Below are 23144 nucleotides of genomic sequence, written 5' to 3'. Positions count from 1 at the left end.
CCTATTCTTGTAATTTACTGCTAATATATAGCTTAATCTTCTAATTCTTCCTTAAGAATTCGAACAACCTCTAAGATTGTCTCCTCTTCCAAATCGGTTCTTTTCACCAAATCCTCCACATCTTGCTCCAAGACGCTTCTAGCGGTATCCATTCCGATCTTCTTAAATTCCTCTATGATCCATGCTTCAATTTCATCAGAGAATTCTGTAAGCTCTACATCCTCCTCGACTCCTTCACGGAACACATCTATCTCATAACCGGTCAACTGTCCTGCCAACCTAATATTATGACCACCTCTACCAATTGCCTTGGATACCTCCTCTGGCCTTAGGTAAACTTGTGCCGTCATTTTTTCCTCGTTTAGTTTCACTGAAGAAACCTTGGCCGGACTCAAAGCCCGGGTCACCAACAACTGAGGATTACTGGTCCAATTAATAACATCTATGTTCTCATTGCCCAATTCACGTACAATACCATGAATCCTTGATCCTTTCATACCCACACAAGCACCAACAGGATCAATACGATCATCATAAGAATCTACAGCCACTTTTGCCTTTTCCCCAGGGATACGCACCGCTTTCTTTATAGTAATCAAACCATCGAAAACTTCTGGTATTTCCTGAAAAAACAGTTGCTCCAAAAACAATGGAGAACACCTAGACATGATAATTGTCGGCTTATTTCCTTTCAACTCAACGCTTTCAATTATCCCGCGAACATTATCGCCTTTTCTAAAGAAATCGGACGGGATTTGCTTATCCTTAGGAAGGATAATTTCATTTCCTTCGTCATCCAAAAGAATAATGGCCTTGTGCCTAATATGATGCACTTCTGCCGTATAGATTTCTCCTTCTAGATCCTTAAAATGCTTATAGATCGTAGTATTATCGTGTTCGTGAATCTTAGAAATAAGATTTTGCCTTAAGGCCAAAATAGCTCTTCTTCCAAGATCAATCAATTTCACTTCTTCAGAAACATCTTCACCTACTTCAAAATCAGGCTCTATCTTTCTGGCCGCGCTAAGAGAAATCTCTTCATTAGGATCTTCTACCTCCCCATCTTCTACAACAACCCTATTCCTCCATATTTCCAAATCGCCCTTATCAGGGTTTATGATAATATCGAAATTGTCATCCGAACCAAATTTCTTCTTTAACGCATTCCTAAAAACATCCTCCAAAATCGCCATTAGCGTTACTCTGTCAATGAATTTATCATCTTTAAATTCCGAGAAAGATTCGATTAGCGCAATATTTTCCATTTTCGTACTACAATTAAAATTTTAATACAACTTTAGCTTCTTTTATCTCAGAAATTGCAATTTGTTGCTTTTTCTGCACCGTAACTTTACCTTTTCCAACAGGTTTTGGCTCTCTGGCCTTCCACTCTAAGGTAATATCGTCTTCCGTTGCTTCGGTCAACTGTCCTTCGAGCTCTTCCTCTTGCCCCTGAAGCTTAACTTCTATGGTTCTTCCTAGATTTTTACGGTATTGTCTTGGCAATTTCAAGGGAGATGCTGCTCCAGCAGAAGCAACTTCCAATGCAAAATCCTCTTCGTCCCTATCTATATTATTCTCAATAGCCCGACTAACGGTCATACAATCCTGAACCGTCACACCGTGATCACCATCGATAACAATTTTTATCTTATGATCTGGAGTCATCGAAAAATCAATCAAAAAAAGTGACTCATTCTCCTCTAACACTCCCTCTAAAAGTTCAATAACCTTATCTTTCAACATAAATTTCAATTTTTCACCACGCCTGGTTTTAAAACCATTAAAACCAGGCGCCATAACTATTCTACAAAAATACGCAGAACCACTATTTCAGACTCCTTAGAGCCGTCTTTATTTACCACTTCCAGATAAAATATTGTGAACAAAAGAGGGGACAAATTGTCCCCTCCCGAATACTTTATATTCTTTCAGCAGCGCAAATATACAATTTTTTTAGTTCATTCAACAATCTAAATCACTTAATCTAAAAAGATTACCCTTCCCAAACCCTTTCCGATCGCCAACACCAAACATCTAAACCAATTACCAAGAGCACTTTTAACCCCTTAAACCAAGCTGATTTTAAGGCAAAAAAAAATCCCGAAACTTTACAGTTCCGGGATTCCCAACTTTAAGTTGGCCTACTAGGACTCGAACCTAGAACGACTGGACCAAAACCAGCTGTGTTGCCAATTACACCATAGGCCACTGTGCTATTTGAGCGTGCAAATATAAAATATACTTTTGAAATAAAATAATATATTTTACTTAAAAAATACACACGGTGTTCATAAATACAAAACCCTCTAAACTTTAACATTTAAAGGGTCTTTTTGTACTTGTTGGCCTACTAGGACTCGAACCTAGAACGACTGGACCAAAACCAGCTGTGTTGCCAATTACACCATAGGCCACCGTGCTATTTGAGCGTGCAAAGATAGAACTTACTTTCGATTGCACAAACATTTTTTCAAAAAAATAAAAAAAATAATTCCACCCCTTGTTAAAGCTTTATAAAAATAATGTCAACATCTCTATTATAATTATTAAATTCGCCTTTTTGCATAAACCACAAAGCGCATGTTTTCAAAGAATTTCAAGCAATGGGACACCATCATAGGATGGTCTGTTTTTTCAATAGCCCTTATTACTTACGGATTAACCGTAGAACCCACTAGCAGTTTCTGGGATGCAGGAGAATATATAGCTACCTCCGCAAAACTACAGGTAGGCCACCCTCCAGGAGCACCACTACTGCAAATGATAGGCGCATTTTTTGCAATGTTTGCCCTAGAGGCCGACCAGATCGCAAGAATGGTCAACTATGTATCTGGGGTTTCTAGCGCCTTTACCATTCTTTTTATGTTCTGGACCATTACCAATCTGACCAGAAAATTACTCGTCAAAAACGAAGCCCTTACCAATAGTAAGGCCATAGCCATATTAGGAAGCGGCATTGTGGGCTCCCTAGCCTTTACCTTTACCGACAGCTTTTGGTTTAACGCCGTAGAAACAGAGGTATATGCCATGGCTAGTTTAATTATGGCGCTACTATTGTGGCTCGGCCTAAAATGGGTCGATGATCTAGAAAACCCGAGAGGCAATAAATGGGTCGTCCTTATTTTCTTTGTAATCGGACTCACCTTTGGGGTTCAGTTCATGGGCTTTTTGGCCATTCCATCCGTAGGTTTACTGTATTACTTTAAAACTTACAAGACCACTACTGTCAAGAATTTTCTACTTGCCAATATCGCCGTAGTGGCCATATTGATGTTAGTATACAAATTTTCCCTGACCTATGTTCTAAAAGCCTTTGGTTGGAGCGAGGTGTTCTTTATAAATACGATCGGACTCCCCTTTAATTCGGGAACCATTATAATGGGCCTAATTTTTATAGCAGCCTTTTATTTTGGCTTGAAATATACCCGCGAGAACAATTATTTTACGGCAAACACCATAGTACTGTGTTTAATGTTCCTTTTCCTAGGATTTTCAACATGGGTTATGCTCCCTATTAGGGCCAATGCCAATGTAGTGATCAACGAAAACGACCCTTCAGACGCCCGTTCCTTATTAGCCTATTACAACAGAGAACAATATCCTGGCGTAGAAAGCCCTTTTTACGGGTCCTATTACTCTAACTCCTTTGCCGCTGCCGGCGAAGAAATGGACGAGAAACCTAAATATGAGCAGGACGAAAAAACAGGCAAGTATATCATCGTCAACCACTATAAAAATGCCTTACAAGGCCCTAACCCAAACCACGTAGGCTTATTGCCAAGGTTGTGGAGCGAACAGAATGCCGAAAATTACATGAAGTATTTTGATCCCTTGACCTTTAAAATAAAATCGTCCTACCTAGGAAATCAAGAACTAAGAGATGCCGTGAACCAATTTAAAGACGGCTATGCCAAAGGAGAAATAGATACCGCCCAATATGTGCGTTTTTTAAGGGAATTTAGCGAATATATAGACGTTACCCCCCCTACCCTCGCCCAAAATATCCGCTATATGTTCGAGTTTCAGTTCGGATATATGTACTGGCGCTATTTTATGTGGAATTATGTTGGTAAGCAAGACGATATCCAAGGCCGATACGATAACCACGGTAACTGGCTAAGCGGAATTAACTTTATAGACAGTGCCCGCCTTGGGAGCCAAGAAAACCTACCTAGCGACATTAAGAACAATAAAGGAAGAAATACCTATTTCTTTTTACCCCTTATCTTGGGCATCATTGGTATATTTTTCCAGATCAGTAAAAACCCAAAACAGTTTTGGGTCCTTTTTGTCTTTTTTATATTTACCGGCATCGCCATACAATTTTATACCAACCCTGCCATTTTTCAACCTAGGGAACGCGATTATTCCCTGGTAGGCTCTTTTTATATTTTCGCCATTTGGATAGGATTGGGCGTGTATGCCCTTTTTGAGGAATTCAGAAAATTAATCAACCCAAAAATATTGGCCCCGGCAATTACCGTCCTTTGTCTTTTTGCCGTTCCAGGAGTCTTGGCCTTTCAAAACTGGGACGACCACGACAGGTCTAATAGGTATACCGCCACTTCTACGGCACATTCTTATTTAGGGTCCACCCAAGAAAACGCGGGCGCCATATTGTTCACCATAGGCGACAATGACACCTTTCCGCTATGGTATGCCCAAGAAATAGAAGGCTACCGCACCGATGTAAGGGTTATCAATACCAGCCTTTTTGCTACGGATTGGTATATAGACCAGATGAAAATGCAAGCTTATGAAAGCGAGCCTATTCCATCGCAACTGACCCATGAAAAATACCGATTTGGATCTAGGGACGTTATTTATTACAACGGACTTACCGAAAACCGATGGGATATTAAAGACTTTATGAACTGGGTAGACAGCGATAAGGAGCAAACAAAATTCAGGTCTATCCTTCAAAAGCAAGGTGCCGATCTTAGTCAGTACTCCGAAAGCAATTTAGATGTAGTGTATTACCCCACCAACAAGATAAGGGTTCCGGTGAACAAGAAAAACGTTCTTGAAAGTGGTTTGGTAAAAGCAAAAGACTCGGCCCTGATCGTAGATTATATCGATATTGACCTCCCTAAATCTGCCTTGCCAAAAAACAGGATCTTAATGTTAGATATTTTGGCCAACAACGATTGGAAACGCCCTATCTATTTCTCTGGCGGAAGTTTTGACAACGCCGAATATATCTATATGAAGGACTACCTTCAGTTAGATGGCCTGGTATATAAACTGGTTCCTATAAAAACCAAAAATCAGAGCGCCTATGAAATGGGACGTATCGACAGCGATTTAATGTACGATATTGTTAAAAAATGGGATTGGGGCAATTCAGGCAGCCCAGATATTTACCACGATGCACAGATCAGGATTCAAGGATTGTCTTTCCGCGGCAATTTAGCGCGTCTCACTGAGACCTTGATCAATGAAAACAAGATCGAAAAGGCAAAGGATATCATTAATATTACCATGGAAAACATGCCGGTTGAGCATTATGGCTACTATACTTTTGTAGAGCCTTTTGTAGACGGCTATTACAAAGTTGGTGAAACGGAAAAGGCTAGAGCCCTTTTCAATAAACTTAAAACCATTTACCAAGAAAGGTTAAATTATTATGCCGGTTTGCCCTTCGATGAACAACAGCTTAATTTAACCGAAATTATCCCAGATTTAGAGGCGTATAGTAGAAATATAGACATACTGATCAGAAATAGGGATAAGGAACTTGCAGAAAAAGAAACGCTTATTTTTAACGAGTACGTCAATAAATTTGAACGTTTTTATGGCAGCAGCCCTTTAGACGACATAGATCCTGAAGCCGCTAATCCCGATCTTTCAGATTCCATGGAAATAGAGTCTATTCCCGAGTTGCAAGAGTAGCTCACATAGCGATATTAAAGCAAGTAAAACAACAATTCCCGGGTCTATGGCTCGGGAATTTTTTATGGCCATTCTTCTTATTATTTGGGCGTTCCCTCCTTCGTCGGGCGGGCCCTTGTCTATATCCCTTGCTCCGCTGCGGGGATGCCGCCGCGGTCCCTAACGCAAAAATATTACAACAAAAACACCACTTAGAACCAATGATCTATGGTAGCCATCAAACAAGAGCTAATGCATTACAAAGCAAGAACATATAGCCACATTTGAACGTACACTCTACGGAAGAAGTACCTTGAAAATATAAAACAGAAATAGTCCTAGTTGTTCAGAATCAGCCTTTAAAAAAAGGGTCCAAAAACTAGGCCTCCATATATACATTAGATATTAAGAAGATTTCAGAGGAATACAGAATTAAGATTCGCCCCTAATCTATAAAACCTATATTTTCCACTAGGTTCTCAATAAGGGGTACATTATAGTAAGTACTGTATATGGTCTTCTTTACAAAGTATCAATTAAAAAAAACGATACGATAATAAAGTCCCGACTTTAGCCTGCTTCAGCTAGCAAGAAAATCAATTAGGATAGCCGCAATGACAACAGTTAGGTTTTACCCTAGAGAAAAACCAATTATACTACCGCTATACAAGCCAAGGGAATCCCGCTTTTAGATATATTCATTTAAGATCCCAATAAGGGTATTGGCATCCTGCTCCCCACTTTGGCGCCAAACCATTTCCCCTTTTCTGTAGATCATCAGCGTAGGCAATCCGCTTACCCTTAATGCCTGAGAAAGCTCTCTGTTTTTATCCACATCAATTTTTATAACCTTGCCCTTGTCGCCCAAAGCAGCTGCCACATCCTTTAAAACCGGATGCATTGAAGTGGAGGGTTCGTTCCATTCCGCATAAAAATTTAATAGGACCGGAACATTAACATCTATTAATTCGCCAAATTTAGACATATACCATGTGTTTGGTTATATTCAAAAGTAAGAAAAAATGCGAAAAGGTTTACCCCACGCAGTCTTTTGCCTCTAAAGCTACATTAAAATCAGCTTAACGACTTCTTTTTTAAGGTAATCACCGTTACCTCTGGCCAAATGCCTACCCTACCAGGATAGCCCAAAAACCCAAAACCACGGTTTACATTTATCAACTGCCCCATTTCCTCATATACTCCCGCCCAGTATTTATAGCGCCACTTCGCCGGACTCCATTTAACCCAACCAGGGATCTCAATACCAAATTGCATCCCATGGGTATGGCCGCTTAAGGTAAGATGGTAATGAAGTTTGTCATGAAGTACCACATCTTCCCAATGCGAGGGATCGTGACTCATTAGAATTTTAAAATCATTATTACCTATTTCGGCCGTAGCTTTCCCTAGGTCTCCTGCTTTTTTAAATCCGCCTCTTCCCCAATTCTCCACTCCGATAAGGGCTATTTTATCGTCGCCCTTTTGCAAATACCTACTTTCGTTCAGCAACAAGTTAAACCCCATATCTTTCTGCAATGCCTTAAGGGCTTCAAGGTTTTCTTTTTTCGCAGCATCGGTCTCCCAATTTACATAGTCGCCATAATCGTGGTTCCCCAAGACCGAATACTTGCCATCTTTAGCCTCCAGACTAGCAAAAAGATCTTTCCATGGAAACATTTCTTCGGCCTTGTTATTAACCATATCGCCAGTAAAAACAAGCAGATCGCTTTTTTGTTCGTTAATAAGGTCTATGGCATAGGCAATTTTCTCCCTATCATCGAAACTACCACTATGTATGTCCGAGATTTGTGTAATTTGATAGCCATTAAAAGCGGGTGGCAAATCATCAAACTCCAATTCGTACTTCAACACCTTAAAATTATATTTACCCTTATACATCCCGTACAACAAGGCCGAGAACGGCAAAGCAGCAATCCCCATCGCTATAAGGCTTAAAATTCGGCGACGTTCGGGAAAGCTAAACTCCTTAGACTTTCCGAAAATTTTATGGTAAGTGGCAGTAAGGAACCTAAACATATCCTCGGAAAACAAGAATACCATCGTTATTATCTTAAAGGTAAGCATGGCCAATAATAACCCAAAGGCATAACTTTTAGCGATACTGAGTACCCGCCCTTCGTTATCGCCCCATGTAAATTGGTACATAAAATTACCCAACACCAAAAACGATAGCAACATATACATATAATATACCCACGGAAATCGAGAAGCGGTCCGCAAGGCCTGTAATGTATATATACCAAGTACTATGTAAATGACAACAAAAACTATCCAACGCAACATAAGCCTATTTTAATATGTATAAAGGTATTTCATTTTATGACAGCAACGCCTATTCTTTTACAATCCGCACTACCTCTTTCAAAGTATCTATATTACTAATAAGAATTTCGTCGTCTTTTAAAAAGCCCGGACTACTCATAGGTATTGCAGGAACTACTTCCAAGTTTTTTTGGAATTGCACCCCAGACAAATGAATTGCTTTAAAGCCCTGTGATTTAAAATTGTTCACATTATTAGGACGCACACCTCCACCCGGCATAATAGTACATTTTTTAGCTTGTTCCTTTAACTTTATCAAGGTGTCTATACCTTTTACGCTAGAGGGCTGCTGTCCGGAACTCAAAATTGTATGGACCCCCATAGATTCTAATTGAGCCAAGGTCTCGAAAGGATCCCTCACCCAATCAAAAGCCCGGTGAAAGGTAAATTCCAAAGGTTTCGCCAACGCAACCAATTCCTTTGTACGGACTACATCCAAAGTGCAGTCGCGCTGTAATACTCCGGTAACAATCCCATTAAACCCCATATCGACACAACGTTCAATATCGTTTTTCATAATCTGGAATTCATAGTCCGAATAACTAAAATCGCCACTTCTTGGCCTAATCAGGACATTGACAGGGATACTGATATGTTCCTTTATCAATTTCAGAAACCCTAGGGAGGGGGTAAGCCCTCCTACCGCTAGTTCTGCACAAAGTTCAATTCTATCAGCACCAGCACTTTGGGCATTTATGGCAGATTCTACGGAATTGGCACACACTTCTACAATCATATTTCTTATATTTAATGCCTTAAATTTAAGTATCACAAAGCAATGAAAAGAAGAAACTTCCTTAAAAATTCGACCCTTAGCACCGCAGGTCTAATTACAGCCCCTATTTTAGCCTCTTGCCAAGAAGATAAAAAAGCAGCTACCCTACCCGGCGGAGAGGGAAAAGCGATTATCCCTATTGCCATTTGCACTTGGAATTTTATGAATGCCACGGCAAAAGCCTGGGAAGTTTTGGACAAAGGTGGTTCTGCCCTAGACGCCGTAGAACAAGGTGTTATGGTTGAAGAGGCCGACCTAAGCAACGAAACCGTAGGGAACGGAGGAAGACCCGATAGAGATGGGAATGTAACCCTTGATGCCTGTATTATGGACAAGGACGGCAACTGCGGGGCAGTGTTGTGCATGGAAAATATAGAACACCCTGTTTCTGTGGCCCGTAAGGTGATGGAAGACACCCCTCATGTAATGCTCGCAGGAAAAGGAGCCGAACAATTCGCATACGAAAAAGGGTTTCCTAAAGTAAACCTTCTGACCGAAAAGGCTAAGAAAGATTGGTTGGCATGGAAAGAGACCTCTAAATACGAAACCATCATCAACATAGAGAACCACGACACTATAGGTATGCTGGCCATCGATAAAAATGGCGATATTGCCGGTGCTTGTACCACTAGTGGTATGGGATACAAAATGGCCGGAAGGGTTGGCGACTCCCCTATTATTGGAGCAGGGCTATTTGTAGACAACGAGGTAGGTGCTGCTACAGCCACAGGAGTAGGCGAAGAAGTGGTCAGAACCGTAGGTAGTTTTTTGATCGTAGAATTAATGCGCCAGGGAAAATCGCCTCAAGAAGCCTGTGAAGAAGGAGTAAAACGTATCATGGCCAAAAATAAAGGCCGTAAGGATTTCCAGATCGGATTTATTGCCATTAACAAAAAAGGCGAAACCGGAGGCTATTGCGTACACCCAGGATTTAGCTATCGTTCTTATTCCGAAGAAGGACATTTTGACAAAAAACCAGCATCATTCTACCAATAATACTATTCATATTATAAAGCATACAATTTAATAGATCCTAGACATCCCAAAATGGCAGAACAAAAAAAACTTTTCCTACTCGATGCTTTCGCATTAATTTTCCGTGGGTACTATGCACTCATAAAAAACCCTAGAATCAATTCCAAAGGCATGGACACCTCTGCCATCATGGGATTTATGAATTCGTTATTGGATGTTATCCGGCGCGAGAAACCAGACCATCTTGCGGTTTGTTTTGATAAGGGCGGCAGTGTAGACCGTACCGAAATGTTTGCCGATTACAAGGCCAACAGAGATGCTACTCCCGATGCCATTAAAATTGCTGTACCTTATATACAAGAGATTTTAAAGGCCATGCATATTCCAGTAGTGGAACTAGAGGGCTGGGAAGCCGATGATATTATAGGAACCCTGGCCAAGCAAGCAGAGAAAGAAGACTACAAGGTATTTATGGTTACCCCGGACAAGGACTTTGGACAATTGGTCTCCGAAAATATTTTTATGTACCGCCCAGCACGTATGGGCAACGGGATAGAAATTTGGGGTATTCCAGAGATCCAAGAACGTTTTGGCGTAGAACGCCCAGAACAGGTTATTGACTATTTAGGGATGATGGGCGATGCCAGTGACAATATTCCTGGCTTACCAGGTGTTGGGGACAAAACCGCTAAAAAGTTTATTGAACAATTTGGCTCTATGGAAGGTCTTTTAGCCAATACCGATAAACTAAAGGGCAAAATGAAGGAGAAAATTATCGAAAATGCCGAATTAGGTATCCTATCCAAAAAACTAGCCACTATTTATACCGATTGCGATGTTACCTTTAACGCTAAGGATTATGAGCTCAGCATGCCCGATGGGGACAAGGTACAAGAGCTATTTGAAGAATTGGAGTTTAGAAGGTTAAAAGATCAATTCTTAAGATTGTTCACCAGGGATGCCGAAGCCACGCAAGAAGCTTCGGAAGACAAGCCGTCCGAACAGAAGCCAACACCCGAGGCCGGAGTAGGTCAGTTCTCCCTCTTTGGAGGCGGTGACGATACTGCATCGGGGACCATTAAAGAAAGTTCGAGCCGAAAAACCATCAAGGATGTAGCCCATGTCTATCAAAACGTGGCTCCAGGGATGGCTATGAAGCTTTTTCTTCAAAATATCATGAAGCAACCTTCGGTGTGCTTCGATACCGAAACTACAGGCCTAAATCCGCTTACAGCAGAATTAGTGGGTATAGCCTTTAGCTGGGAAGCAGGGAAAGGCTTTTACATTCCTTTTCCAGAAGACAAGACAGAAGCACAAGAAATTATTGAGCAATTACGTCCCTTTTTCGAAGCAGAACATATTGAAAAAATAGGTCAGAATTTAAAATACGACATCAAGGTCCTTCGCAAATACAACATTACCATCAAAGGGAAATGTTTTGACACCATGTTGGCTCACTACCTTATAAATCCCGATATGCGCCATAACATGGATATATTGGCCGAGACCTATTTAAATTACACCCCTGTCTCTATTACCGAACTCATTGGCAAAAAAGGAAAAAACCAATTGTCGATGCGCGAAGTTCCCTTAGACCAACAAACCGAGTATGCCGTAGAAGATGCGGACATTACATATCAGTTGGCACAACATTTTAGGCCAGAATTAAAGGAAGCCAATACAGAATCCTTATTCAACGATATAGAAATTCCGCTACTTCATGTGTTGGCAGCCATGGAAGAGGAGGGAATAAACTTGGACAAGGACTTTTTAAATTCACTCTCCCAGGCGCTAAATGATGACATTAAAGCGCTAGAGACACAAATTTACCAAGATGCCGGAGCCGAATTTAATATCGCTTCCCCAAAGCAGTTGGGAGAAATATTGTTCGATAAATTAAAATTGGTGGCCAAACCAAAGAAAACCAAAACTGGTCAGTATTCTACTTCCGAAGACGTGCTGTCATTTTTGGCAAAGGACCACGAAATTATTCAGCGTGTATTGGATTACCGTGGATTGGCAAAATTAAAAAGCACCTATATAGATGCACTGCCAGAACAAATTGAGGCCAACACAGGAAGGATACATACAGATTATATGCAAACCGTAGCAGCTACAGGAAGGTTAAGCAGCAACAACCCTAACCTACAGAACATTCCCATACGAACCGAAAGAGGAAGACAGGTACGAAAGGCCTTTGTTCCGAGGGATGAAAATTATCTTTTGTTAGCGGCAGATTATTCACAGATAGAATTGCGGATCATTGCGGCACTTAGCGAAGAGTCTACTATGATAGAAGCTTTTAAAAAAGGCGAGGATATTCACGCCTCTACCGCCTCAAAAGTATTTAACGTACCACTAGAAGAAGTTACCCGTGAACAACGAAGCAATGCCAAAACCGTAAACTTCGGGATTATTTATGGAGTATCGGCCTTTGGACTGAGCAACCAAACAGACTTATCGCGTGCCGAAGCAAAAGAACTGATAGATACTTATTATGAGACGTATCCAAAATTGCGCAGTTATATGAGCAATCAGGTAAATTTTGCCCGGGAAAATGGTTATGTACAAACCGTATTGGGCAGGCGTAGGTATTTAAAAGATATTAACGGAAGTAATGCCATCGTAAGAGGCGCAGCAGAACGTAATGCCGTCAATGCCCCTATACAGGGAAGCGCAGCCGACATTATCAAAATTGCGATGATCAATATTTATCAAAAACTACAAGAAGGGAACTACAAAACCAAGATGCTCCTTCAAGTACATGATGAATTGGTCTTTGATGTTTACAAACCCGAATTAGAGGACATAAAAACCATGATAAAATCGGAAATGGAAAATGCTTACACCCTACCAGTACCCTTAGACGTAGAAATAGGTATTGGAGACAATTGGTTAGAAGCCCATTAAGGATTTAACAAAATCACTTGCTTAAATGCCCCATTACTTCTGTAACGGGGCATTTTTTGGTTTTTGAAACTACGCTAAACCCCATACCTTCCAAAAAAAAAAAAGGAAATTAATTCTTCTTGACAATAAAAGAAAAGCAGGTTTTGAAAGATTCTTTATATAGATAGATCATCAATGGTTTTCTTTTTTAGTTGCTATGTGAATTTGTTAAATTTTAGCTGAAAATAAATATATTCTATGTCGCCAACATTTCTTAATTTAGCTAGCCCCCAAGGCAATACAAAATTGTATTTCATCGGAAAAGCGGCTTTTTTTCACCATAAAAAAGAAAAAACAATAAATAATAAGAAACAACCATTTGGAATTCAACTTAATAATTGTACATTTGCAGCCCGTTAAACGGGATAGAAGTGTTTAATAAATAAATTTATTTAGTGTGGATACATTAAGCTACAAGACGATTTCGGCCAATAAGGCAACCGTTGAAAAACAATGGTTACTAGTTGATGCTGAAGGAGAAACATTGGGCCGTCTTGCTTCTAAAGTAGCTCAGTTACTTAGAGGGAAGCATAAACCTAATTTTACACCACATGTTGATTGTGGAGATAATGTTGTTATTATCAATGCAGAAAAAATCAACTTAACTGGAAAGAAGTGGGATTCAAAAACCTATGTCCGTCATACCGGATACCCAGGAGGCCAGAGGTTTACAACAGCTAAAGAATTGTTGGCCAAGGACCCAGCAAAAATTTTAGAAAAATCGATTAAAGGGATGTTACCTAAGAACAAATTAGGTGCTGCTTTATTCCGTAATCTAAAAGTAAATGCAGGTTCTACTCACAATCAAGAAGCTCAAAAACCGACAGCAATTAACGTAAACGACCTTAAGTAATATGGAAATAATTCATAAGATTGGTAGAAGAAAAACAGCGGTAGCCCGTGTTTATGTTTCTCAAGGAAATGGAAATATCACTATTAACAAGAAAGATCTTGGTACGTATTTTCCAACTCCAACTTTGCAGTACAAAGTAAAACAACCTTTTGCATTGACTAACAACGAAGAAAACTTTGATGTTACTGTTAATGTTTACGGTGGTGGTATTACTGGACAAGCAGAAGCTGTTCGTTTGGCTATCTCTAGAGCATTATGCGAAGTAGATGCTGAAAACAGATTGGTGCTTAAACCAGAAGGACTTTTAACTAGAGATCCAAGAATGGTTGAACGTAAGAAATTCGGTCAGAAGAAAGCTCGTAAGAAATTCCAGTTCTCTAAACGTTAATACTTGGTTTGGCAGCTTATATGAATTTATTTCATCTAACTACCTTACTGTTCAAATCCCTTACAGGATTTAAAAGTTCAAACAAAAGCCCTATTTATAGGGAAGTTACAATTGTTCATTGAAAACCCTTGTCATAGGGTAATAATAATTCCGGAAAGTGACCACAAACCGTCCTAGCGATCGTTTGGACTCCCCGTACCGGAAAAAATTAGTTTAGCATCTAAATGTTAAAGGCTGTCCTTAGGGCCTCACTTTAATATTGCTAATTCAAAGGAACGTAAACTAAAACAAAAATGGCAAACAATATTGAAGTAAAAGACCTATTGGAGGCAGGTGTACATTTTGGACACCTTACCAGAAAATGGAATCCAAACATGGCTCCTTATATCTACATGGAGCGTAACGGGATTCACGTTATCAATCTTTATAAAACAGTTGCAAAATTAGAGGAGTCTAACGAGGCCCTTAAAAAAATTGCAGCTTCAGGTAGAAAAATTCTTTTCGTAGCTACCAAAAAACAAGCAAAAGATATCGTTGCTGAAAAAGCAGGGAAAGTGAATATGCCTTTCATCACTGAAAGATGGCCAGGTGGTATGTTGACTAACTTTGTTACTATCCGTAAAGCTGTTAAAAAAATGGCTACTATCGATAGAATGAAGAAAGACGGTACTTTTAACACACTATCTAAAAAAGAGCGTTTACAAGTAGATCGTTTACGTCAAAAATTAGACAAGAACTTAGGTTCTATTTCTGATATGACGCGTCTACCAGCTGCATTGTTCATCGTAGATACTATGCGTGAGCACATTGCTGTAAAAGAAGCTCAAAAATTGAACATTCCTATTTTTGCAATGGTCGATACCAATTCTGATCCAAGACCTATCGATTTCATTATTCCATCTAACGACGATGCTTCTAAATCTATCGAAGCTATCATGGCATCTGTTACCGGTGCTATCGCTGAAGGTTTAACGGAGCGCAAGTCAGAAAAACAAGCTGATAAAGAAGGAAACGAAGAGGCTAAGCCAAAGGAAGCAAAAGCTCCTAAAGCTCCTAAAGCTGACACTGTAGCAACGGAAGACGCTGCAGCAAACGCTAAGAGCGAAGAATAGTCTTATTCTTTTTCTTTACTAAATAGAACATAAATTTAACATTAACCTAAACCAAGATTGCATTGTAATCTTAATTTAGGCGAAAATTAAACCCAAAATAAAATGGCTAAAATTACCGCCGCTGAGGTAAACAAACTAAGACAAACAACTGGTGCAGGCATGATGGATTGCAAGAAAGCATTGGTTGAAGCAGAAGGAAATTTTGACACTGCTATTGAGATCTTACGTAAGAAAGGTCAAAAAGTAGCTGCTAACAGAGCAGATAGAGATTCTTCTGAAGGAGCTGCTATTGCTAAGGTAAATGGTGATAACACTTCTGGTGTTGTTATTTCCCTTAACTGTGAAACAGATTTCGTAGCTAAGAACGATTCTTTTGTTGCTCTAGCGAATGAAATTGCTGATGTAGCTTTAGGTCTTAACACTATTGAAGAATTGTTGGCTGCTGATTTTAACGGTATTTCCGTTCAAGAAAAGTTAACTGAGCAAACTGGTGTTATTGGAGAAAAAATCGAGATCAAAGGATTTAGCAAATTAAATGCTCCTTTTGTTGGTTCTTATATCCATGCTGGTAACAAAATCGCCACTTTAGTTGGACTTTCTGCCGCTGTTGACGGTGCTGATGTTGTTGCTAAAGATGTAGCAATGCAGGCTGCCGCAATGAACCCAGTTGCTTTAGATGAAACTGGCGTTGACCAAAGCATTATCGATAAAGAAATCGAGATCGCTAAGGACCAATTGCGTCAAGAAGGTAAGCCAGAAGCAATGTTAGACAACATCGCTAAAGGTAAAATAAAGCGTTTCTTTAAAGACAACACTTTGGTGAACCAAGACTTTATTAAAGACAGTAAAGTTAGCGTTTCTCAATACGTTAAGTCTTTAGGTGACACTGTAACAGTTACAGACTTTAAAAGAGTAGCCCTAGGGTAATCTTTTAATACCTATACTTTAAAACCCCCGCTTTATTTTATAAAGCGGGGGTTTCTTTTTTAGCACTACAGGGCCATTAAAAGCAGTTTTGTTGCCACAGACTTTCCACGCCGCACCGCCCTGGCCGCTTTCACAAGGATGAAATGGGCTGCCGGACGGCTTCTGCCACCTGTTGTGAAAGCCAACACAGCACCCGACCTCTACGCTCGAAATACAAATCCTTGCATTTTCCATTAGGTCCTCACGAAAACTGAAATAAGCCGGATTCTTTTGATGTTAACAATTTGAGAGAAGTAGTATCAATTATTCCAGCGAAAGTCATATTGCCCAGTAGCCCCGTCATTTAGCGAGGGAGCTACTGTTAACTAAAAACCCGCGTTAGGGACCGCGGCGGCATCCCCGCAGCAGGGCAAGGGATATAGCCAAGGGCCCGCCCGACAAAGGAGGGAACGCCCACATTATTCTAAACCACCTTACACCTATTCTAACTTTCCCAGTCTTTACGAATGGCGCTAAAAAAAGCTGCCTTTTCAGACAGCTTACAAATAATACCTTCAAATTTTAGCCCTTTAACCAATGCTCTCTTAGCTTTAATTGTTTTTCCGAAGCGTTTTCCATTGGAACTAGCACTTCTAAGGTCACTACCGGAGTACCGGCCCTGCTCTTTAATAGCAACGGTTGCCCATCTCTAAGCACCCTCATCGTTATTTCTTTATCCGGGGCCCAACCAAAACTTTCGCCAATAATTTCGCGCATAGTCTCGACACTAATTTCTTTGTCGTTTATACTTTTAATAATATCGCCACCTTGCACATCCAAGTTTTTTAGAAAGGAGTTTAACGGAATGTCCTCTCGAATAAAAACGGCGTCACCCTTGCTTGGATCTACATCTATAAAGGGAATGTTTTCCATAAGGAAAAATCCGCTTTCCTCGATTACAGAGGTGACGGTTAGTCCGACCTTTTCCCAAAACTCTTCATAATTGATAGGCGTATTCCCGATGACATAGGTATCGAAAAAAGCGTTGAGCTCGGGGTATGTCATCGCTACAATCTCATTGAACAAGGCTTCATCCTCAAAGGGAATATGGTTTCCATATTTTTGCGAAAGCTGTTTCATCAACCACAAAACCCCTTTCTCCCCATGGCTCAATTCTCGTAATCGAATATCAAGCGCCATATTGATCAGCGCGCCTTTTTCATAGACATTGCCATAGTTCTCTTTATAAGGCTCCTCTAATACGTTCTTGCTCATTTCTGTAAATGATTGTGAGTCGTTATAGGCCTTCGCATTTTGCACCTTTTCCATTAAACGTTCGTAAAAATTTTCTTCATCGATTAAACCCTGTTGGATCTGGAACAAATTTGCAAAGTACTCTGTGGTACCCTCATACATCCAAAGGTGTTTGGACATTTTGGGATCGTTAAAATCAAAATACTTTATTTCTTTAGAATGAATACTCAAAGGAGTCACTATATGGAAAAATTCGTGCGAAACCACATCTACCAAAGCCTCTACCAACATTTCCCTTGGCATTTGCTCTGGAAGCACCACCGTGGTAGAAGTGTGATGCTCTAAGGCCCCAAAACCAATAGCATCGTCCTCATTTAAGGTGCTAAAATATAGCAAGATCGTATACTGTTTGGTACTGTTTATATCTCCCAAAAACTGTTTTTGAGCCCGCATCATACGTTCCATATCGGCTTTTAAACCAGCAGCTGTATAAATCCCATTGGGAGAATACACGCTTAAGGTTACCGAAATATCATTGATTTGAAAGGTTTCCGTATTGGGCTTGGCATATAGAATAGGGTTATCTATGACCTCGAAATATCTATTTGCCCAATACACATCTACGCCTGGAAGTTTAGGCTCTGTAGGCAACTTCTTTAAGGAAGTAGCCCCCGACAAGCCATTGGGAACCTTTATTTCTAACCGATAAGGGATTTCTTTTAAGCCATTAAAATACCCTATAAACCCATGAAGGTTCAGCATATAATTTTCGCCACTCAGTATATTTGTCCCTGCCGGAGAAAAAACTTTATCCGCTACTTGCTGTTCCGTATCATAAGTATCATTCACCAAATAAGTAAGTTTATCCAGTTCCTTGGCATTCGCTATTTGCCAAGAGTTATCGTCCAAGCGGTTTACCGACAGTTCATTCCCCTTATAATCTATAGCTTTAAGCCCCTCTACATATTTTCCATAGTTATCCAAACTATAGGTCCCCGGTACGATCTTGGGTATAAAAAAGGTTATTGTATCCTGATTAAAAACTCCAGGATCTACAGTAACCAGAACCCGGTCGTCTACGACATTTACCAAATCCATTTGGGTTACAATTGTAGCTTTATCTGCATATTGCAAGGCTTTTGCAGGGCCACAACCATACAACACTAGACCAATTGCCCCAATTAGCAGCATTTTTTTAAAATAAAACATGTCTTTTTTCATCTTTTTATCAAGGTTCAATTATTTTATCGCAATCCATTTAAAGGTCGAATCCCTATATTTTTTATAGAAAAATAATCATTCCACATCAATATCAGGCCTCTCCTTCCTATTGTACCACAAGATTATAAATTTTTAAGCAAGCCTTCATTTTCATTATGAAATAATTAAGGCATCACTAAACTTTCTGCACAGGCTGTAGCCTAAATAATTTTGATTATTTTTGCTGGGACTAAATCTAACACAACATGCAATACAAAAGAATACTTTTAAAACTCAGTGGGGAAGCTCTAATGGGTGATAAACAATATGGTATAGACCCACAACGACTTTCCGAATATGCAGATGAAATACAAGCTGTTGTAAACAAGGGTATAGAAGTGGCAATTGTTATTGGCGGTGGAAATATATTTAGAGGCTTGTCTGGTGCCAGCGAAGGCATGGACAGGGTTCAAGGCGACCATATGGGAATGTTGGCGACCGTAATCAACGGCCTGGCACTACAAAGCGCTTTGGAGGTAAAGGGAGTACAGACAAGATTGCAATCGGCCATTATGATCAATGAGGTAGCCGAACCTTTTATCAGAAGACGCGCCATGAGGCATTTAGAAAAAGGAAGAGTTGTTATTTTTGGAGGAGGCACCGGGAATCCTTATTTTACGACCGACTCTGCCGCTGTACTTAGAGCGATAGAAATTGAAGCCGATGTGATCCTTAAAGGAACTAGAGTAGACGGAATTTATACTTCCGATCCTGAGAAAGACAAAACAGCTACCAAATTTGATACGATTTCTTTTAAAGATGTGTTGACAAAAGGCTTAAAAGTTATGGATACCACAGCTTTTACCCTTAGTCAGGAAAACGAACTGCCTATCGTTGTATTTGATATGAACAAAAAGGGCAACCTTATGAAATTGGTTTCCGGAGAAAATATAGGAACCGTTGTAAATCTATAATTTACACACTATTAGTGTTTTCAATTTATAAATCTGTAAGTATATGAACGAAGAGATTACATTTATATTAGACTCTGCTAAGGAAGGAATGGAAGGTGCCATGGCCCATCTTGAGAAAATGTTTATCAAAATTAGGGCAGGAAAAGCGAATCCAGTGATGCTATCGAGTGTGATGGTCGATTATTACGGTTCCCCTACCCCATTAGCACAAGTAGCCAATGTAGGTACACCAGATGCTAGAACCATAACGGTACAGCCTTGGGAAAAAAAACTCCTTCACGAAATAGAGAAGGCCATCATGAATTCCAACCTTGGATTTAACCCAATGAACAATGGGGATATGGTTATTATCAATGTGCCACCTTTGACTGAGGAACGCAGGAGAGACTTGGTAAAACAAGCAAAAGCCGAAGCCGAAGATGCTAAGATAGGGGTTCGTAATGCCAGACAGGAAGCGAACAAAGAACTGAGAAGTATTGAAGTTTCTGAAGACCTACAAAAGAGTGCAGAAGCCGACGTTCAAGAACTGACGAACAAATACATTAAAAAAATTGATGCTCATCTTGAATTAAAAGAGGTAGAGATCATGAAAATATAAGCTTTTCAACCTTACTTTAAAAACGGGCGACTTTTGGTCGCCCGTTTTTATTTTATACTGTTTAGAATATAGCTTTTTATATCCAAAGACTCTTTTTTTTATCCTATCCCTTTTACCTTGCGTCCATCCGCTATGCTTCTCAAAAAAGCATATGCCACCACCCGGTCTCACTAGTCAGGATAAGGCATAAAAACAACTCTAATTTTCCAAAGTAGTTCCCCCATCATCCCTCCCCATTATTTAGGGCATCCTTTCTAGGAACACTAACAATCATTTTCTACCTTTGGCCCCGAAAATAAAAGAAAATGGTTACCAAGCTTACACAAGGATTTTGGGCAAAAACAGCAAGAATAATTCTTAGAAATAGGATCTTAATCCTGGTACTACTAACGGTATTGACTGTTTTTTTGGCTATGCAATGGGAGAACATGAGGTTTTCTAATACCCAAGCCAATTTATTGCCAGATCATCACCCTGTAAACTTGGAATACCTATCGTTTTTGGAAAAATTTGGGGAAGAAGGCAATGTGGTCGTTTTGGCCGTAAAGGACAGCTCCTTATTTACTCCCGAAAAATATAACCGCTGGAACAAACTCAGCAAACAGTTAGAAGCTTTTCCAGAAGTAGATTTTGTATTGTCTACGGACAACCTTAAAGAGCTGGTAAAGGACAGCATAAAACAAGAATTTGTTTTGCAGCCTTTTATGAAATCCCCGCCGGCGTCCAAAGCGGCTGTGGATAGTTTAACCCATCGACTGTTTAACAACCTTCCTTTTTACGATAACCTCCTTTTCAATAAAGAAACGAGCACCATCCGCACCGTCATTTATATAGACAAGGACATTATTAACACATCGGCTCGTAAAGATTTTATTCTTGAAGATTTAAATGTTCTGATAGCAAACTTTGAAAAGGAAACCGGTCTTGACGTCCGTGTGTCGGGCATGCCCTATATCCGGACCATGAACTCCCAAAACATTATAGACGAAATCGGGAAGTTTATTCTTGCCGCTTTAGGGGTTACTTCCTTGATATTCTTTTTCTTTTTTAGAAGCTTTAGAGCCACTTTTATTTCTATGTTCGTAGTGATAATAGGGGTTATGTGGTCCTTTGGCGTTCTTGGACTCTTACAATATGAAATTACCGTTCTAACAGCCTTGATACCGCCATTGATCATCGTAATTGGTATCCCGAACTGTATTTTCTTGATTAACAAGTACCAACAAGAAGTAAAAAAACACGGTAACCAGGCCCTTTCTTTACAGCGTGTAATTTCCAAAATCGGGAATGCGACCCTGATGACCAACGTTACTACTGCTTCGGGCTTTGCCACTTTTATAATCACGGACAGTAAACTACTTAAAGAATTCGGGATTGTTGCTTCTATTAATATTCTGGGCATATTTGTATTGTCGATATTAATCATTCCGATTATTTACAGTTTTATGTACTTGCCTAAAGACAAGCATTTAAAACATCTAAATACCAAATGGATAGATGCCGTTGTCAGCTGGATGGAAAACATCGTCAGAAACAAAAGAATCTCAGTCTATATTGTTTCCATTCTACTTTTGGTAACCAGTATTATCGGTATCTATCAAATCAATATTTCTGGCAGTCCAATTGAAGACATGCCAAAGGGAGAGCAGTTCTTTAAGGACATCCGTTTTTTTGAGGAAGAATTTGATGGTATCATGCCCATTGAAATTGTGGTAGACACCAAAAGGCCAAAAGGGGTTTTAAAACCGGCGACCTTAAAAAGGTTAGACCAATTAGGAACGGTAATCCTTGAAATCCCGGAACTTTCCCGTCCTATTTCCGTAGTAGATATAGTGAAGTATTCTAAACAAGCTTTTTATAGCGGCATCCCAAAATACTATCAACTGCCAACGACCCAAGAAAACACCTTTATCATGGATGTGGCACGAAAATCTTCCGGTCAAAGCAATATGCTGAACGGTTTTGTGGACAGCACCGGCCAAGTGGCACGTATTACCACCTACATCAAGGATGTTAAGACGGAGCGTATGGAGGAGATAGAGGCGACACTTCAAGATAACATTGATAAAATTTTCCCTGCCGAACGATACGAGGTCAGCATGACCGGTAGTGCCTTGTTATTTTTAAAGGGCACCAAGTACTTGGTTAAGAACTTAATTATGTCCTTAGCCTTGGCCATAGGATTGATAGCGTTGTTTATGGCGTACTTGTTCCGTTCCTTCAGGATGATTGTAATTTCTTTAATCCCCAACTTATTGCCACTGGTCATTACCGCAGGGGTCATGGGCTTTGTGGGGGTTCCTATAAAACCGTCCACTATTTTGGTGTTTAGTATTGCCTTTGGAATTTCGGTAGATGACACCATACACTTCCTGGCCAAATACAGGCAAGAACTGACTAGCAATAAGTGGCGTATCAAAAAATCGGTCTATGCTGCTTTACGCGAATCTGGTGTTAGTATGTTTTATACGTCCATTGTTTTGTTTTTTGGGTTCTCGGTCTTCGTAATCTCCAGTTTTGGTGGTACGGTAGCCCTTGGTGCCCTGGTATCGGCAACCTTGCTCTTTGCCATGTTGTCTAACCTTGTTTTATTGCCCTCCCTACTACTTTCCCTAGAAAGAAGTATTGCGAACAAGCAGACCTTAAAGGAACCAATGATTGATATTCTACCAAAAGAAGAAGACAAGGACAGGTAAGATTCGATTTTTTTTAGACAAGAGGTATTTAATATCGCTGGTTCCATTGGTTTGACTAGTGATATACACTGGTCTACACAGCCCTAAAATCGGCTATACCGACGTTTTAAAGCTCCGTAAACACAGCTAAAAGACCAGCTTTAGCCTGCCCATATCTTAGCGGTTAGCACTTTATCTAAAAATAATCCACAACCCTTGGGAATCTCAATCCTTTTTTTTGTTAAAAAGGCTATCTTTGCCACTTAAT

16 protein-coding genes and 2 tRNA genes are annotated in these 23144 nt (G+C 40.0%); 10 read left to right on the top strand and 8 right to left on the bottom strand.

Annotated elements, in window-relative coordinates:
• Positions 1-32 precede the first annotated feature (32 nt).
• From nusA to HCG49_RS03105, 4 genes are all read right to left on the bottom strand, one after another.
• Positions 33-1265: a transcription termination factor NusA gene (gene nusA / locus HCG49_RS03120; protein WP_168468107.1), complete on the bottom strand. Its 1233-nt coding sequence runs from the start codon at positions 1263-1265 to the stop codon at positions 33-35.
• 13 nt (positions 1266-1278) lie between these two features.
• Positions 1279-1746, bottom strand: coding sequence for a ribosome assembly cofactor RimP (gene rimP, locus HCG49_RS03115; protein ID WP_168468106.1), 468 nt, complete (start codon positions 1744-1746; stop codon positions 1279-1281).
• A gap of 393 nt (positions 1747-2139) precedes the next feature.
• Positions 2140-2211: transfer RNA gene (locus HCG49_RS03110), tRNA-Gln, on the bottom strand.
• A gap of 134 nt (positions 2212-2345) precedes the next feature.
• Positions 2346-2417: transfer RNA gene (locus HCG49_RS03105), tRNA-Gln, on the bottom strand.
• Positions 2418-2583: 166 nt separating this feature from the next.
• Here HCG49_RS03105 and HCG49_RS03100 point away from each other — a divergent pair.
• Positions 2584-5895, top strand: a complete 3312-nt coding sequence (locus HCG49_RS03100; protein WP_168468105.1) for a DUF2723 domain-containing protein — start codon at positions 2584-2586, stop codon at positions 5893-5895.
• 667 nt (positions 5896-6562) lie between these two features.
• Here HCG49_RS03100 and HCG49_RS03095 read toward each other — a convergent pair.
• The 3 genes from HCG49_RS03095 to HCG49_RS03085 all read right to left on the bottom strand — a co-directional run bounded on the left by HCG49_RS03095 (position 6563) and on the right by HCG49_RS03085 (position 8953).
• Positions 6563-6859, bottom strand: coding sequence for a thioredoxin family protein (locus tag HCG49_RS03095; RefSeq protein WP_168468104.1), 297 nt, complete (start codon positions 6857-6859; stop codon positions 6563-6565).
• Positions 6860-6948: 89 nt separating this feature from the next.
• Entirely contained in the window at positions 6949-8178 is a 1230-nt protein-coding gene (locus HCG49_RS03090; RefSeq protein ID WP_168468103.1) for a metallophosphoesterase, read from the bottom strand.
• A 49-nt stretch (positions 8179-8227) separates the two neighbouring features.
• Complete coding sequence (locus HCG49_RS03085) at positions 8228-8953, bottom strand: copper homeostasis protein CutC (protein WP_168468102.1); 726 nt, start codon at positions 8951-8953, stop codon at positions 8228-8230.
• A 42-nt stretch (positions 8954-8995) separates the two neighbouring features.
• Here HCG49_RS03085 and HCG49_RS03080 point away from each other — a divergent pair, with 42 nt between their 5' ends.
• The 6 genes from HCG49_RS03080 to tsf all read left to right on the top strand — a co-directional run bounded on the left by HCG49_RS03080 (position 8996) and on the right by tsf (position 16196).
• A complete protein-coding gene (locus HCG49_RS03080) occupies positions 8996-9988 on the top strand; it encodes an isoaspartyl peptidase/L-asparaginase family protein (RefSeq protein ID WP_168468101.1) in 993 nt (330 codons plus the stop codon).
• Positions 9989-10039: 51 nt separating this feature from the next.
• Positions 10040-12877: a DNA polymerase I gene (gene polA, locus HCG49_RS03075; protein ID WP_168468100.1), complete on the top strand. Its 2838-nt coding sequence runs from the start codon at positions 10040-10042 to the stop codon at positions 12875-12877.
• Positions 12878-13313: 436 nt separating this feature from the next.
• On the top strand, positions 13314-13769 hold the full coding sequence (gene rplM / locus HCG49_RS03070; protein ID WP_072764358.1) for a 50S ribosomal protein L13: 456 nt from the start codon (positions 13314-13316) through the stop codon (positions 13767-13769).
• A 1-nt stretch (position 13770) separates the two neighbouring features.
• Positions 13771-14157, top strand: a complete 387-nt coding sequence (gene rpsI / locus HCG49_RS03065; protein WP_072764357.1) for a 30S ribosomal protein S9 — start codon at positions 13771-13773, stop codon at positions 14155-14157.
• A gap of 293 nt (positions 14158-14450) precedes the next feature.
• Positions 14451-15269, top strand: coding sequence for a 30S ribosomal protein S2 (gene rpsB, locus HCG49_RS03060; protein ID WP_168468099.1), 819 nt, complete (start codon positions 14451-14453; stop codon positions 15267-15269).
• 102 nt (positions 15270-15371) lie between these two features.
• Complete coding sequence (gene tsf, locus HCG49_RS03055; RefSeq protein ID WP_168468098.1) at positions 15372-16196, top strand: translation elongation factor Ts; 825 nt, start codon at positions 15372-15374, stop codon at positions 16194-16196.
• A 561-nt stretch (positions 16197-16757) separates the two neighbouring features.
• On the opposite strand, the gene HCG49_RS03050 is transcribed toward tsf, so the two are convergent.
• Positions 16758-18650 carry a peptidase M61 gene (locus tag HCG49_RS03050; protein WP_168468097.1) on the bottom strand — a complete coding sequence of 631 codons (1893 nt, stop codon included), beginning with the start codon at positions 18648-18650 and terminating at the stop codon, positions 16758-16760.
• 245 nt (positions 18651-18895) lie between these two features.
• Between HCG49_RS03050 and pyrH the strand changes: the two genes are divergently transcribed.
• The 3 genes from pyrH (at position 18896) to HCG49_RS03035 (ending at position 22897) form a co-directional block, all read left to right on the top strand.
• Positions 18896-19603 (top strand): UMP kinase, encoded by a 708-nt coding sequence (pyrH, locus tag HCG49_RS03045; RefSeq protein WP_168468096.1) that lies wholly within the window; start codon positions 18896-18898, stop codon positions 19601-19603.
• Positions 19604-19646: 43 nt separating this feature from the next.
• Positions 19647-20201: a ribosome recycling factor gene (gene frr / locus HCG49_RS03040; RefSeq protein ID WP_168468095.1), complete on the top strand. Its 555-nt coding sequence runs from the start codon at positions 19647-19649 to the stop codon at positions 20199-20201.
• Positions 20202-20506: 305 nt separating this feature from the next.
• Positions 20507-22897 carry an efflux RND transporter permease subunit gene (locus HCG49_RS03035; RefSeq protein WP_168468094.1) on the top strand — a complete coding sequence of 797 codons (2391 nt, stop codon included), beginning with the start codon at positions 20507-20509 and terminating at the stop codon, positions 22895-22897.
• Positions 22898-23144 lie beyond the last annotated feature (247 nt).

This window comes from Arenibacter sp. 6A1, from assembly GCF_012272855.1.
GTDB lineage: Bacteria > Bacteroidota > Bacteroidia > Flavobacteriales > Flavobacteriaceae > Arenibacter.
The sequence above is the reverse complement of the archived record's forward strand: the minus strand, read 5'-3'. Positions and strand labels throughout refer to the sequence as shown.

What these genes read in the sequence shown, in the direction of transcription:
- nusA (WP_168468107.1), bottom strand. Translation starts at nt 1,265, where the DNA reads ATGGAAAATATTGCGCTAATCGAATCTTTCTCGGAATTTAAAGATGAT.
- rimP (WP_168468106.1), bottom strand. Translation starts at nt 1,746, where the DNA reads ATGTTGAAAGATAAGGTTATTGAACTTTTAGAGGGAGTGTTAGAGGAG.
- HCG49_RS03100 (WP_168468105.1), top strand. Translation starts at nt 2,584, where the DNA reads ATGTTTTCAAAGAATTTCAAGCAATGGGACACCATCATAGGATGGTCT.
- HCG49_RS03095 (WP_168468104.1), bottom strand. Translation starts at nt 6,859, where the DNA reads ATGTCTAAATTTGGCGAATTAATAGATGTTAATGTTCCGGTCCTATTA.
- HCG49_RS03090 (WP_168468103.1), bottom strand. Translation starts at nt 8,178, where the DNA reads ATGTTGCGTTGGATAGTTTTTGTTGTCATTTACATAGTACTTGGTATA.
- HCG49_RS03085 (WP_168468102.1), bottom strand. Translation starts at nt 8,953, where the DNA reads ATGATTGTAGAAGTGTGTGCCAATTCCGTAGAATCTGCCATAAATGCC.
- HCG49_RS03080 (WP_168468101.1), top strand. Translation starts at nt 8,996, where the DNA reads ATGAAAAGAAGAAACTTCCTTAAAAATTCGACCCTTAGCACCGCAGGT.
- polA (WP_168468100.1), top strand. Translation starts at nt 10,040, where the DNA reads ATGGCAGAACAAAAAAAACTTTTCCTACTCGATGCTTTCGCATTAATT.
- rpsI (WP_072764357.1), top strand. Translation starts at nt 13,771, where the DNA reads ATGGAAATAATTCATAAGATTGGTAGAAGAAAAACAGCGGTAGCCCGT.
- rpsB (WP_168468099.1), top strand. Translation starts at nt 14,451, where the DNA reads ATGGCAAACAATATTGAAGTAAAAGACCTATTGGAGGCAGGTGTACAT.
- tsf (WP_168468098.1), top strand. Translation starts at nt 15,372, where the DNA reads ATGGCTAAAATTACCGCCGCTGAGGTAAACAAACTAAGACAAACAACT.
- HCG49_RS03050 (WP_168468097.1), bottom strand. Translation starts at nt 18,650, where the DNA reads ATGAAAAAAGACATGTTTTATTTTAAAAAAATGCTGCTAATTGGGGCA.
- pyrH (WP_168468096.1), top strand. Translation starts at nt 18,896, where the DNA reads ATGCAATACAAAAGAATACTTTTAAAACTCAGTGGGGAAGCTCTAATG.
- frr (WP_168468095.1), top strand. Translation starts at nt 19,647, where the DNA reads ATGAACGAAGAGATTACATTTATATTAGACTCTGCTAAGGAAGGAATG.
- HCG49_RS03035 (WP_168468094.1), top strand. Translation starts at nt 20,507, where the DNA reads ATGGTTACCAAGCTTACACAAGGATTTTGGGCAAAAACAGCAAGAATA.